The organism is Streptomyces mirabilis (assembly GCF_039503195.1).
Lineage (GTDB): Bacteria > Actinomycetota > Actinomycetes > Streptomycetales > Streptomycetaceae > Streptomyces > Streptomyces mirabilis_D.
Genome location: NZ_JBCJKP010000001.1, coordinates 6,467,496 through 6,480,509, shown reverse-complemented (window position 1 = coordinate 6,480,509; position 13,014 = coordinate 6,467,496). Strand labels below are relative to the sequence as shown.

General features: G+C 71.6%; 9 protein-coding genes. 5 read left to right on the top strand and 4 right to left on the bottom strand.

The annotated features are described in order from the left end of the window. Positions 1–33 precede the first annotated feature (33 nt). Positions 34–2,064 (bottom strand): thioredoxin domain-containing protein, encoded by a 2,031-nt coding sequence (locus AAFF41_RS29945; protein ID WP_343324911.1) that lies wholly within the window; start codon positions 2,062–2,064, stop codon positions 34–36. Positions 2,065–2,813: 749 nt separating this feature from the next. Between AAFF41_RS29945 and AAFF41_RS29940 the strand changes: the two genes are divergently transcribed. The 3 genes from AAFF41_RS29940 (at position 2,814) to AAFF41_RS29930 (ending at position 9,246) form a co-directional block, all read left to right on the top strand. Continuing rightward, positions 2,814–6,014, top strand: coding sequence for a tetratricopeptide repeat protein (locus AAFF41_RS29940; RefSeq protein WP_319753578.1), 3,201 nt, complete (start codon positions 2,814–2,816; stop codon positions 6,012–6,014). A gap of 140 nt (positions 6,015–6,154) precedes the next feature. After that, positions 6,155–7,933: a tetratricopeptide repeat protein gene (locus tag AAFF41_RS29935; RefSeq protein ID WP_319753577.1), complete on the top strand. Its 1,779-nt coding sequence runs from the start codon at positions 6,155–6,157 to the stop codon at positions 7,931–7,933. Between the two features lie 5 nt (positions 7,934–7,938). Beyond that, complete coding sequence (locus tag AAFF41_RS29930) at positions 7,939–9,246, top strand: hypothetical protein (RefSeq protein WP_319753576.1); 1,308 nt, start codon at positions 7,939–7,941, stop codon at positions 9,244–9,246. A 132-nt stretch (positions 9,247–9,378) separates the two neighbouring features. On the opposite strand, the gene AAFF41_RS29925 is transcribed toward AAFF41_RS29930, so the two are convergent. Together AAFF41_RS29925 and mca are read right to left on the bottom strand one after the other, a co-directional pair. Further along, positions 9,379–9,654: a hypothetical protein gene (locus tag AAFF41_RS29925; RefSeq protein ID WP_079174528.1), complete on the bottom strand. Its 276-nt coding sequence runs from the start codon at positions 9,652–9,654 to the stop codon at positions 9,379–9,381. Next, positions 9,647–10,507: a mycothiol conjugate amidase Mca gene (gene mca, locus AAFF41_RS29920; RefSeq protein WP_075032337.1), complete on the bottom strand. Its 861-nt coding sequence runs from the start codon at positions 10,505–10,507 to the stop codon at positions 9,647–9,649. Before mca ends, AAFF41_RS29925 begins: the two co-directional genes overlap by 8 nt. Before the next feature lie 159 nt (positions 10,508–10,666). Between mca and AAFF41_RS29915 the strand changes: the two genes are divergently transcribed. After that, positions 10,667–11,068: a DUF4307 domain-containing protein gene (locus AAFF41_RS29915; protein ID WP_054234774.1), complete on the top strand. Its 402-nt coding sequence runs from the start codon at positions 10,667–10,669 to the stop codon at positions 11,066–11,068. A gap of 220 nt (positions 11,069–11,288) precedes the next feature. Beyond that, positions 11,289–11,786 carry a transcription elongation factor GreA gene (gene greA, locus AAFF41_RS29910; RefSeq protein ID WP_054234773.1) on the top strand — a complete coding sequence of 166 codons (498 nt, stop codon included), beginning with the start codon at positions 11,289–11,291 and terminating at the stop codon, positions 11,784–11,786. An 81-nt stretch (positions 11,787–11,867) separates the two neighbouring features. On the opposite strand, the gene AAFF41_RS29905 is transcribed toward greA, so the two are convergent. Beyond that, the gene (locus AAFF41_RS29905) at positions 11,868–12,998 is read right to left on the bottom strand and encodes a catalase family protein (RefSeq protein WP_319753575.1); all 1,131 of its coding nucleotides are present in this window, start codon (positions 12,996–12,998) and stop codon (positions 11,868–11,870) included. Between the last annotated feature and the right edge of the window lie 16 nt (positions 12,999–13,014).

The following is a 13,014-nucleotide window of genomic DNA, read 5'->3' as shown; positions in this document are numbered from 1 at the left end:
AGCCGGTTGATGAACAGTCTGATGATCTGTATTTCAGCTGCTCAGAGCCGTACGAAGCCGGTCGGGATCGGTCGTCGGAGCGTCACAGGTGAAGTTACGGCAGACATACGCGGCGGGTTCGCCCTGCACGAGGGGGCGGTCGGCAAGGAGCGGCAGCTCGTCACTCTCCGGAGTGCCCACGGCGACCACGGCGCCCGGCGCGGTACCGAGCAGGGCCGTCCGGTGCAGTGCTTTTGTCAGGGGATGCCCCTCCGGCCCCACGACCGCGACCTCACGCGGTCCGTCGAGCAGCGCCTCCGCCACCGCGAGCCCCCAGCCGATGAAGCGGGGAGCGCGCGGCCCGAGCGCCTTCACGACGCCCAACGCCCTTTCGGCGCCGGTCCGATGGGGCTCGGCGCCGGTCTGGGCGGCATAGCTCAGCAGGGCACCGGCCGCCGCGCTCCAGCCGGAGGGCGTGGCGTTGTCGGTGGGGTCCTGGGGCCGGCGGATGAGGCGCTCGGCGTCGGCCGCGGTGTCGTACAGCGCGCCGGACTCGGGATCGGTGAACTGCATGATCACCTGATCCAGCAGGAACCCGGCGAATTCCAGCCACACCCCTTCCCCGGTGACGGAGGCCAGCGCGAGGAACCCCTCGGCGACGTCCGCGTAGTCCTCCAACACCCCCGCGTTGGCCCCGGCCTGCCCGTCCTTGCTGGTACGCGACAGTCGCGCCCGGTCGTCCATGTGCACCCGTACGAGGAGATCCGCGGCGGCGATCGCGGCGTCCACGAGGTCGGGGCGGTCGAAGTAGGCGCCGGTCTCCGCGAGGGCGGCGACGGCGAGCCCGTTCCAGGAGGCGACGATCTTGTCGTCGCGCCCTGGAGCGGGTCGCTCGGCCCGCGCGGCGAGCAGCCGACGCCGGATGCCGGCCACCTTCTCCGCGTCGAACAACTCGTCCTGCTGCGGCAGTTGCAGCACGGAGGAGCCCTCTTCGAAGGTCCCCTCCTCCGTCACTCCGAAGTACCTGGCGGCGAGTTCGCCGTCCTCCGGGCCGAGCACCTCGCGCAGCTGCCGCGGGGTCCACACGTAGTACGCGCCCTCGACGTGCCTGCCCGTGCCGTCGTCACTGTCGGCGTCGAGCGCGGAGGCGAACCCGCCTTCGTTCGTGCGGAGTTCGCCCACCATGAAGTCGGCGGTCTCCAGGGCGACGCGACGGGCGAGCTCGGAGCCGGTGGTACGCCAGAGATGCGCATACACCCTGCACAGAAGTGCATTGTCGTACAACATCTTCTCGAAATGGGGCACAACCCACTCGCGATCCACGGAGTACCGCGCGAACCCCCCACCCAACTGGTCGTAGATCCCACCCCGCGCCATCCGCTCACAGGTGTCCTGCGCCATCTGGAGAGCGCCCTCGGAACCGGTCCGCGCGTGGTGTCGCAGCAGGAACTCGATCACCATGGACGGCGGGAACTTGGGCGCGCCCCCGAAGCCGCCGCGCGAGGCGTCGTACTCCCTGGTGAGCCCGAGTAGCGCACCGGCCAGGTCCTCCTCGCCGGGCACCTCGCCGCTCCCGAAGCTCATCTCCCGCTCGGCGAGATCCCGCACGATCTTCCCCGCGACCTCGGCGACCTCGCTCCGACGGTCGGTCCAGGCCCCGCGCACCCCCTCCAGCACCTGCCGGAACGACGGCATCCCGTGCCGGGGCGCGGGCGGGAAGTAGGTCCCGAAGTAGAAGGGCTCGGCATCCGGCGTGAGAAACACGGTCATGGGCCACCCGCCCTGCCCCGTGGCCGCCTGCACGGCCTCCATGTAGACGGCGTCGACGTCGGGCCGCTCCTCACGGTCGACCTTGACGCTGACGAAGTGCTCGTTGAGGTAGGCGGCGGTCGCCTCGTCCTCGAAGGACTCGTGCGCCATGACATGACACCAGTGACAGCTGCTGTACCCGACGCTGAGCAGCACGGGCACACCCCGCTTGCGCGCCTCTTCGAAGGCCTCGGCCGACCAGGGCCACCAGTCGACGGGGTTGTCGGCGTGCTGAAGCAGGTAGGGGGACGTCTCGTGGGCCAGTCGGTTCGGCATGGGTCCATCCTGCCTGACGGGGTCCATCCAGCCGTAGGACCGCCCGGCCCTCGGACGGTCGCTCATGCCGACGCAACCCGATCCGCGCAACGCCCCGGTCCGACAGCCGCCGACTCCTTACCCGCGTCTCCGCCTCCGCGACCTCCAGTGATCGCACAGCTTGCGCCGAACCATCTTGCGAGTACGGGTCTCGCACACCCTGCGGGTCGGCCTCAACGCGTCCTGGCTGACCGGTCAGCGCGGCACAGAACCTGACGAGATCCTCCGCACGGCGGTAGAGACGGTCGTCCGCGACGCAGATCACCCCTTCGATCGGCTGTCCGCTGTCGGTGCGCCCCCGCGTCAGGCCCGCGATCAGGCGGTCGAATCCCGGCCTCACCACCCCGGCCCTGGAGGCGCTGCGGCCGTTGTCGCTGTAAGTGGCAGCGGTAAGTGGCAACCACCGCGCATCCGTATGCGTACGCGGCCCGTTCGTTGATCCGTAGCTGGTGACGGACCCCGTGCCCGTCGCGCGGGCGGGTGTCCTGCGATGTACGCGCGTAGGACGCGACGGGGATCAAACCCGCCGACTCGCGCACAGCACGGTGGTTCACGACACTCCCCGTTCGACCAATAGCCCGACAGTCACAAGAACGAGCGAGCGATCTCGAAGTCACCGAACCAGCCTCGTGATCGCCGCCCCCTCGCGCTCACGCCCCCCACCAAGGACACTTGAACGTAAAGGAGTTGCCGCCGGAGGGGGACGTGACATGCGGGAAGGCCATCGGGCGGAGGCCGAGCGGCTGTTGACCCGGGCCGTGGAGGAAGAGGTACGGCGCTCGGGCGGGCGGAGCGACGGGGCCGTGTTGTTGTCGCGGGCCCGTGTCGCGCTCGACACCATGGCGGAGGCCGCCGCCGAGGAGTACGGGGCGTACACCCGGGCGCTGGACGAGGCGGAGGCCGGCCGGCTGACGTTCGGACAGCGGTACGCCCGGGAGGGCGCCGGAACTCCCCTGCTGGTGGCGGTGGTCGCCGCCGTCGCGGCCTGCGCGGCGGACCTGGCGCTGGGCACGGGCGCCGGAACGGCCGTCGGCGCGGGGGCGACCGTCGCCGTGGTGGGCGCGGCGGCCACCGTGCTCAAGGTGACCGCCTCGCACGTACCGGCCGCGAGCCGCCGGGCGGGAGCCCTGGGCCAGCCGGGCGGCCCCGAGCAGTTGCGGCTCCAGTGGCTGACGGCGCTGGAGGTACGGGGCATCCGGCCGTTCCTCGATCAGCAGCGCGTGCTCAGCGCCTCCGCGGGGGCCAAGCAGGGTGCGCCCCAGCTGCGGCGCACCGACAAGAGTGCCGCCGCGCGCAGACGCAACGTACTGGAGCAGTCGTTCGGGCAGCTTCCCGAGCCGGCCGGCCCGTTCACGGGGCGCCGGACCGAACTGTCCCGGGTGGCGCAGTGGGTGCAGGCGGCCCGCGCCAGCACCGAGACGAAGCCGACCGTGGTCGTCCTGCACGGCGCCCCCGGCTCAGGCCGCAGCACCCTCGCGATCCGGGCGGCGCACAGCCTGAAGGACCAGTTCCGCGGCGCGTGCGTGGTGGACCTGCGCGGCGACAGCACCGAGGAGCCGCCCCTCACCACCCGCGACGCCATGCTCCACCTCCTCAACCGGCTCGGCGCACCTCGCGAGCAGCTCCTCTTCCGTGAGCGTTCCTCGCAGGACCAGCAGGTCAGGCGCCTCGGCGAGCTGTACCACCAGCACCTGACGGGCCTGCCGGTCACGATCGTCCTGGACGACGCGAGCGACGCCGAACAGGTCCGCGCCCTGGTCCCCGAGCGCTCGGACAGCCTGGTCCTGGTCACGGCCCGCAAACCGCTCGACCTGCCCGCCGACCTCCCCGCCTGGGTGCACCAGCTCCCGGTCGACGCCCTGGACGCGGCGGGCGCCGAGGAACTGCTGAACGCGGCGGCGCAGGAGAAGCCGGACCCGTACGACGCCGAGGCCTCCGACCAGGTACGGGAGCTGTGCGGCAGCCTCCCCCTCGCCCTGCGCATCGCGGGTTCCTCCCTCGGCCCGCGGACCCCGCGTCAACTGGCTTCCGACCTCGGCGCGTACGGCCCCGTGGAGCCGGTCGAGCGGGTGCTGTGGCTGCGCTACACCGACCAGACCGACACGGCGAGGCGCCTGCTGCGCCGGCTGGCGCTGGCCGGCCGGGCCTCGCTCGGCGCCGCCGCCGCTGCCTCCCTGTTGGCGACGGACGAACAGGAGGCCACCCGCCACCTCACCGCGCTCGCGCAGGCGGGCCTCATCGACCACGTCCGCGGCAGCCGCTACCGGCTGCACGACCTCGTCCGGGGCTTCGCCCAGGCACGGCTGCTCGACGAGGAGGAGCCGTCCGAGCGGACGGCGGCCCAGGAGCGCCTGATCGTGAACTACGCGGAGCTGGCCGACTCGGTGATCCGCCTGGTCGACGGCAAGACGTCGACGCGGGCGGATCAGTTCGGGCCGCACGGCTTCACCTCCCTCGACGCGGCCCTGCGCTGGCTGGACGACGAGTCGAGCTTCATCACGGCCGCCCTGCGCCACGCGGAGGGCGTGAACCAAGCGGCCGTACTGAACCTCCTCGGCGCCCTGTGCGACTACTGCCTGCTGCGCGGCGACCTCTACCGCCTGGGCGAGATCAGCGAGTTGACGCAGGCCGTCGACCAGGGCCTGCTGGTGCGCTCGGTGCAGTGGCGCACCGGTATCGCGGCCCGCCAGCTCGGCGAGCTGGACAAGGCCCACACCACCCTGTCGTCCGTGGTGAACCTCTATTTCGAGGCGCACCACGACGCGGGCGCGGCCCGGGCCCTGTGCTCTCTCGGCATCACCCTGCACCACCAGGGCAACCTCACCGAGGCGGCCGCCAAGCTCCATGAGGCCATGGACCTGCAGGCCTCCCCCGACCTGGCGGCGGACCGCGCCTGGACGATGCACGCGCTGGCCGCCGTGGAGCGCGACCGGGGCCATCCCACCCTCGCCCTGGACCTGCTCACCGAGGCCCTGGTCCTGCACCGCGCGGGCGAGTCCGTGCACGGCGAGGCGTGGGCCCACTTCCAGCTCGGCCAGCTGGGCCTGCGGATGGGCGACGTTCCGCGCGCGGAACGGGAGTTGCGTGACGCCCTCGACCTGTACGGCCGTACGCGCGACGCCCGCGGCGAGGCCTGGGCCCTGACCCAGCTGGCCCGCGCCCGTCTCGTCGACGGCGACCCGTCCTCCGCGGCCGAGGGCCTGCGCCAGGCGGCCTCCCGGCACCGGGAGAACGAGGACGCGCGCGGCGAGGCCTGGACGGTCTACTACCTGGGCCAGTCCCTGGAGGAGACCGGCAACCTGGACCAGGCGGTCCGTGAACTGGAGCGCTCCCGCACGATGTTCTCGCGGATGCGGGACGTGTACGGGCTCGCCTGCGCCCGCCACCACTCGGCGCGCGTCACCCGGGACCAACGGGCCGCCCAGACCGGCTCCCTGCGCAACTCGGGCTTCGCCCGCCAGCTCCTGGTGGACGCGCGCGCCGACTTCCAGCGCATCGGCGTGGCCCACGGCGAGGCGTGGACCTGCCTGGAGCTCGCGGTGGTCGACGCCGGAAACGCCCGTACGCCGGGGGCCCTCGCCCTGTGCGACGAGGCGGCCGGCCTGTTCGCCTCGTACGGGGACCGGCGCGGCGAGGACTGGGCCAGGTTCCTGAGGTGCACCCTGCTGCCGTACGGCTCCCCGGGCGGTCTCGAAGTGGGCAGCGCCGTCGCCCAGGAGGAACTGGCGCAGCTCTCCCGCACCGGCCACCCGCTCCGCGACGGAAAGCTCGACGACTACGTGGAGGCCTACCAGCTCTTGCTGGAACGGGGGGTCGACCTGGACGCGGGATGGCAGGCTTGGCGCCTGGGAATGGTGCCGAGCCGGCATGCCCGGGAGGTCATGGGGGTGGCGGTGACCGCGGCGCGGTAGGGCCTGTCCGGCGGATCAGGTCGCAGGAAAACAACGGTGCTTCATCGGCGCAGATGTGCGTGCCAAGCCCCGCGTCTGCGGCATGATCCGGCTGACAGGCCCCGGCTCGGTGGGGATGTTCGGGTACGAGGGGGACTTCGGTGTCGTTCGTCGGGCACATACGCGACCTCGCCGCGGCACGGCGGGAGTTGGAGACCAGACGGCTCCTGGTGGTGGGCGGCGTTCCCGACGCGGACCGGTCCGCGTTTCTCGACGCGGTGGCAGGAGAGGTCGCGGACGAGGCGGGACTTCCGGTGTACCGCTTTCGGGTGGCGGACGCCGGGGAGCGGCCGGGGGAGGCCGGGCGGACGCCGGGCGAGGCGGCGGACGCGGTCGTCGAGGCCTGCCGGGGCGTGTGCGTCGTACATCCCTGCGTCCTGGTGGTGGACGGAGTGCCCGCGGGGGCGGCGGACGCAGTCCCCACCGGGACCGCTGGCGGGTCCCTTCTCGCCTGCCTGATCAGCGCCTTCGCCGAGTCGGAGTCCTTCCTTCTGGTGGGCTCGACGGACGCCCGGGAGGGCGCCTCCGCCCTCCTCTCCGACCGGTGCGCCGACGGCTGGGCGCTGCTCACCCGGGCCGCCGTCCACTGCGACCGCGGTGATCCGCGCGCGGCCGGTCCGCTGCTGCGGCGGGCCGTGGAGGCCCACCAGGTCGCGGGCGACCGGCGCGGCGAGGCGTGGGCGGTCTTCCTGTACGGGCGGATGTGCCGATTACGGGGCCGGGCCGAGGACGCGCGCAGGCTGTTGCACCTCGCGCGGGAGAGGTTCCGGGCGGTCGGTGAGACGCCGGGTGAGGCGTGGGCGGGCGGCGAACTCGCGCGGCTGGCCACTGGGTCGGGCGCCCCGGATCCGGACGCCCTCGCCGAGGCGCGTCGGCTGCACGAGCGCGCGGGCGACCGGCGCGGCGCCGCGTGGGCGCACCTGTGGTGGACCGTGGCGCGGGCGGACGAGCCCGGCTTCGCCTGGCGGGAGGAGTTCGCGAACGCCCAGGGCCGCTTCCATGAGGTCTCCGACCGGCTCGGGACGGCATGGACACTGCATCACCACGCGCTGACCCTGGCCCGTACGGACGGGACGGACGGCGTGGACGGGGCGGGCGGAACGAGCGGGACGGACAGGGCGGGCGAGCGTCGGCGCGAGGCCGACCGGCTGTTCGAGGGGGCCTTGGCGCTCTTCGAAGAGGCGGACTGCCCGCACGGGCGGGCCTGGACCATGCTCGAGTACGCGCTCCGCTCCCCCGCCCACCGTTTCCTGAACGGCGAGTGGGCGGCCGAGATCCGCCATGTGTTCCATGGGATCGGCGACGAGGCGGGCGAGGCCTGGGTGGACCTCGCCGAAGCCGGACCGTCCCCGGACGGCGAGCCGCCGTACGAACTGGCCTGCCGCTACCCCACCGCCCTGCTGGACACGCTCGGGTGGACGGAGGCCGGCGAACCGCTGATCCCGCGCGCCGCCCGCGACACCCAGCCCGAACCGCGACCCGGCTTCCCACGCCCCGGTGACCGCCCCGACGACTCCGGGGCCCACGTCCGGCTGACCCTTCTCGACGACGTACCCGTCCCGGACGTGCCCGCCCGTATCGCCCTCCAAGTCGTGCCCGGGCCCGGTCACCCGTGGTCCACCGCCCCGCTCCCCCCGCTCACGGCCCGCGCGACCTCCCTCGGCCATGCGGAGATCGACCCCGCACACGGCGTCCCCGCCGACGGGGCGGAGTTCCGCTTCACCCCGCACCGCCCCGGCTCGCACCGGCTGCGTTTCACCGTCGAGGACCCCGCCACCGGGACCGTCCTCCAGCAGGTCGAGGCCGAGATCGACGTCGTCCCGTGCGATCCGGGGCCGCACCGGCCCTCCGCGCCCCGCCCCTCCGCGCGGAGGACCTGAGCCCGATGGCCCGCGAACTTCTCAGCCAGGTCGTCCAGGACCCCAGCCGCGGCTTCACCCGCCACCCGGCTCCCACCGTCCGTCACCCGGACCTGGTCCTCGCCCTCGACGCCCACGCCGACGACCACATCCGGGCCCGGCTGTACGGCCCGGCCGCGCCCCCGTCCGCGACCGAGCACGCGCTGCGTCTGAATGTGAAGCCGGCCGCCGTCACCGCCGCCGCGGCGCATCTGCGGGCGCTGTGGAAACGGGAGCTGGTCGACTTCCAGCCCGTCGACGAGCACGGGATCCCGGTCGGGGGTCGCCCCCACTTCCCGTACGCCACCTGCCCGGATCTCACCGCCGAGCCCCGGCAGGAACTGCGCGGGATCCTCGACGAGCTCGCCCGCCAGGGCTCCCACCTGCTGTACGGGGGGCTGCTCGGCGACGGCGGCCGGGGCACCCGGCGCTTCGGCGCGATCCTGACCGACGCGCTGAGCCGCGAGGAGCCGTTGCGCATCCGCGTCGACTCCGACCTGTTCCTGCCCTGGCCGATGCTCGCGCTGCCCGAGGACACCACGAACGGGCCGGGCGGTCCCGGCGGCGAACCCTTCCGGCGTTTCCTCGGCTACCGGCACCAGATCGAGCAGACCGGCGGCCACCACCCGCGCTTCCCGGTCCCCGCCGGCGAGGAGCACGAGGCGCCGCCGCCCTTGTCACCGGTGGTGAGCCTGAATCACGACAAGGGCATCGACCCGCAGGGCGTCACCCGGGCCGCCGAGGTCGCCGGCGCCCTCGCCACCGGCACCGTCCGCGTCGAACGCGCCCTGCGCGACGAACTGCTGCGCGCCCTGCGCTCCGGCGGGCTCGACGAGCAGCTGATGTACTTCTGGTGCCACGGGCACTTCAGACCCGTCGCCGGCGACGGCGCCCCGCTGTTCGTTTTTCGGCTGAGCGACGGCAAGGACATCGACGTCCCTGCGGTCCTCACCGAGCGCGGCCCCGCCGACCCCCTGCTCGCACAGCGCCCCTTGGTGTTCCTCAACGCCGGTTACGCCGGGCTGCCCGCCACCGCCGAGCCGGCACGCCTGGGCGGCGCGCTCATCGAGGCGGGCGCGGGCGGGGTGCTGGGGCCGCAGATCGAGATGCCGCAGCTGTTCGCCGCCGAGTACGCCCACGCCTACGTCACCCGCTATCTCGGCGGCCGGGAGACGGCGGGCGAGATCGTCCACGGGCTCGCCCGGCACTTCGCCGACGCGTGGAGCAACCCGCTCGGCTTCGCGTACGCCCTGCAGTGTGGCATGGACAACAGACTGGAGCGGCCCGCGGTGTGACCGCGGCGAGCCACGGTACGACCATGCCGACGGCCACCGCTGCGTACGGAGTGACCCCTTCGTACGAGAGGACGGTGCCGAGGGTGAGGGTGCGCACTCCGACCACCCGTGGCCGGAGTCCGCACACCAGGCTCAGCCCTTCGCAGGCGAGGCCTTCCCGCCGGGACCGGCACCGGAGCCGCTCCCCTTGCCGGAGGCCACGGCGCCCTTCTCGGGCTTCTCCGGGTCCTCCTCGAAGGTGACCTTCCCCATGTGCCGGTTCATGGACTTCATCAGGCCCCACACCGCCAGGGCCAACGCCGCGAAGACGATGAAACCGAGGACGCCGGGGGTGACCTTGTTCTCGTCGACCTCCTTGGCGAGGGGAACGAGGTGCGTCAGTGCCAGGCTTGCGCTCATATCAGGCATTGTCGCGGATGCCCGCGAAGAGGTCGTCCTCGGGGAGGGAGGTGTCGACCAAAGAGGTGGCGAGCTCGTACTCCTCGGTCGGCCAGACCTCCTTCTGGATCTCCATCGGGACCTTGAACCAGCCGCCGTCGGGGTCGATCTGCGTGGCGTGCGCGATCAGCGCCTTGTCACGGATCTCGAAGAAGTCCGCGCACGGAACGTGCGTGGTCAGCGTGCGCTCGGTGCGCTCGAACTCGCTCCACCGCTTCAGCCAGTCCCCGTACGGCGACTCCAGACCGCGCTCGAGGAGGGCGTTGTGCAATGCCTCGGTCCTCGGGCGGTTGAAGCCCTGGTTGTAGTAGAGCTTCTGCGGCTGGAACGCCGGGCCGTACTCGGACTCCGGGTACTTCTCGGTGTCCGTCGCCCCCTCGAACGCCACCATCGAGATCTTGTGGGTCATGATGTGGTCGGGGTGCGGATAACCACCGTTCTCGTCGTACGTGGTGATCACCTGCGGACGGAACGAGCGGATCTGCCTGACCAGCTCTCCGGCCGCCTTGTCCACGTCCTCGAGCGCGAAGCAGCCCTCGGGGAGCGGCGGCAGCGGGTCACCCTCCGGAAGGCCGGAGTCCACGAATCCGAGCCACTCCTGCTTGATGCCGAGGATCTCGCGGGCCTCGTCCATCTCCTTCTTGCGTACCTCGTGGATGTGCTCCTCGATGTACTGGTCGCCCTGGAGCTTCGGGTTGAGGATGGAGCCGCGCTCCCCGCCCGTGCAGGTCACGACCAGCACGTCCACCCCCTCGGACACGTACTTCGCCATGGTGGCCGCGCCCTTGCTCGACTCGTCGTCGGGGTGGGCGTGCACGGCCATCAGTCGCAGCTGGTCAGTCAAGACTCGATCCTCAGTAAGTCGGCCGGTGAGGCCAGTCGGCAAGTCGGCGCCCGGCGTGTTTCGGCGTCATGGGCGGCTTCTATAGTGACGGAATCGGGGGACGAATAATTCCGGGACCCCGTCCCCGAGAGGACGATCATGAGCACGGCGAGCACACAGCTGCCCGAGGGCCGGTACGGCCGCTCCGAGGACGAGCGCGCGGACCGGAAACTCAAGGTCATCGGCAGTGTGCTGGGCGTGGCCCTGCTCGCCCTGATGGGCTGGTTCGCGTACTACTACGTCTTCTCGAGCAAGATCAGCGCCGAGGTGATCACCTTCAAGGCCGTCTCGGACAACGCGGTCGAGGTGCACCTGGAGGTGCGCAAGGACGCGGGCGCCCACGGCTACTGCACGCTGCGCTCACAGGCCGACGACGGCAGCGAGGTGGGCCGCGCGGACTTCCGTTTCGACCAGGACTCCTCCCGTATCGACAAGGTCGTCACGCTCCGTACCACCTCCCGCGGCGGCACGGCGGAGCTGCTCGGCTGCCACGCCGACTGACACCACCGCTGTCGCCCCCTCTCGCCCCCCTTGCACCGCCCGCCACCTCCGGCATCACCCGTGGCACCTACGCGCTGACCTGCGTTGACGTAATTCTGATGTCTTATGTCCTCCCCCTTCCGCCCGGTAATTGTTAGGCTCGTGGTTTCGCCCACCCGTGAAAGCACATTCTTCTGGGTAGGGCGATGCTTTGTATTCCCAGTACCTACGAGGAGCACCTGTGACCCAGACCAGCGAGAACGTCACCTGGCTGACCCAGGAGGCGTACAACCAGCTCAGGGCCGAGCTGGACTACCTGTCTGGTCCTGCGCGCACGGAGATCGCCGCCAAGATCGCGGCCGCGCGCGAGGAGGGCGACCTGCGCGAGAACGGCGGGTACCACGCGGCCAAGGAAGAGCAGGGCAAGCAGGAGCTCCGTGTGCGCCAGCTGACCCAGCTCCTGGAGAACGCCAAGGTGGGCGAGGCCCCCGCGGCGGACGGCATGGTCGCCCCCGGCATGGTCGTCACCATCGCCTTCGACGGCGACGAGGACGACACGCTGGACTTCCTGCTCGCCTCGCGCGAGTACGCCAGCGCCGACATCGAGACCTACTCGCCCCAGTCCCCCCTGGGCTCCGGCGTGAACGGCAAGAAGATCGGCGAGGACGCCCAGTACGAGCTGCCCAACGGCAAGCTCGCCTCGGTGAAGATCCTCAAGGCCGAGCCCTACAAGGGCTGAGCCGGGACCGACCACTGCGACGATGCCCCCGGCCGTGCCGGGGGCATCGTCATGCCCGCGTCACCGCCGTCACCGTCGTCTTCATGGGGCCGGGCCAAGTACCTCGTCGGCGCTGCGGGGCTCGATGCGCGGCTGCTGGTTGAGCTTGTGGCGCTCGATGGAGGATCGCCGGTAGACCTCCTTGCGGGCCCGCATGATGTTGCCCAGGGGCGCGTGCTCGGCGGTGACCCGCCAGGGCGTGAAGGACAGTGAGTCCATCTTCTCCAGGTTCTCCGGGCCGGAGATGTCCTGCTGCGGCAGCCGCAGCCTGGCCACGGTGACGGACGGCGAGAGCTGCTCGGGCCACTCCACGGTGGTGTCCTCCACCGGCATGCGCTCCAGGTCGGTGCAAAGCTGTACCTGGATGTCGAAGGCGTAGGGCCGCTCCTGCAACTCTGCTTGCAGGGCCGGTCGGAAGACCTCCTGCGCGGAGGCCGGGTCGATGGTGCGCCGGACCACCGCGGCGGCGAAGGACGGATCGGGGGTGATGCGCACCTTGGCGACGTAGTCCCCGTGCCGGACCGCGCCCATCGTCCAGTAGCTCGACAGCAGCAGGTTCGCCGGAGGGGTCTTCGACAGGCGCAGGAAGGCCAGGAACTCGTCCCACGCCCAGTTGTCCTGGTCCAGGGTTCCCTTGCCGGTCACGAACTCGGTGAAGAAGCGATGCGCGCCGGGTCGGCCCTGGGAGAAGTAGGCCGGCGCGTTCAGGAACAGTTCCTGGATGAACAGGTAGTGCTCGACCGTGTTGCAGAAGAAGATCGGCCCGTTGATGTTGGCGTAGTCGAATGTGCCCGTGTCCGGTTCGTCCTCCAGCAGGGTCGGGCCGGGGATGTCGAAGATCTTCAGCGCCAGTCCGGTGGCGGCGCCCAGTCGCGCGTCGGCTCCGGCGTGAGGCGATCCGTTGGAGAAGCGGATGAGCGCACCGTGGGTTCCCGGAGTCGCGTAGATTCCCTGGGCGTACTCGGGGGGCAGCCCGTCCAGGATCTCCACCTCCCCCCGGACCAGCCCATAGCCCTTGGCGTGGGCGTCGCGGAGGGCCCGTCCGGTGCCACCGGCCTTGACCGACTCGGCGATGTACCTCTCGGTCTTCTCGATCACCGTCTGCAGGTTGCGGTCGAAGTTCGGTTCGTCGTCTTCGACGTCAGGCGTGTAGCGGACGAACTGTGCTGCCATGACTGCGACCTCTCCT

Coding starts and splice junctions, on each gene's coding strand:
- AAFF41_RS29925 (WP_079174528.1), bottom strand. CDS start 9,654: ATGCCTGATATGAGCGCAAGCCTGGCACTGACGCACCTCGTTCCCCTC.
- AAFF41_RS29930 (WP_319753576.1), top strand. CDS start 7,939: ATGGCCCGCGAACTTCTCAGCCAGGTCGTCCAGGACCCCAGCCGCGGC.
- AAFF41_RS29945 (WP_343324911.1), bottom strand. CDS start 2,064: ATGCCGAACCGACTGGCCCACGAGACGTCCCCCTACCTGCTTCAGCAC.
- AAFF41_RS29940 (WP_319753578.1), top strand. CDS start 2,814: ATGCGGGAAGGCCATCGGGCGGAGGCCGAGCGGCTGTTGACCCGGGCC.
- mca (WP_075032337.1), bottom strand. CDS start 10,507: ATGGCCGTGCACGCCCACCCCGACGACGAGTCGAGCAAGGGCGCGGCC.
- AAFF41_RS29915 (WP_054234774.1), top strand. CDS start 10,667: ATGAGCACGGCGAGCACACAGCTGCCCGAGGGCCGGTACGGCCGCTCC.
- AAFF41_RS29905 (WP_319753575.1), bottom strand. CDS start 12,998: ATGGCAGCACAGTTCGTCCGCTACACGCCTGACGTCGAAGACGACGAA.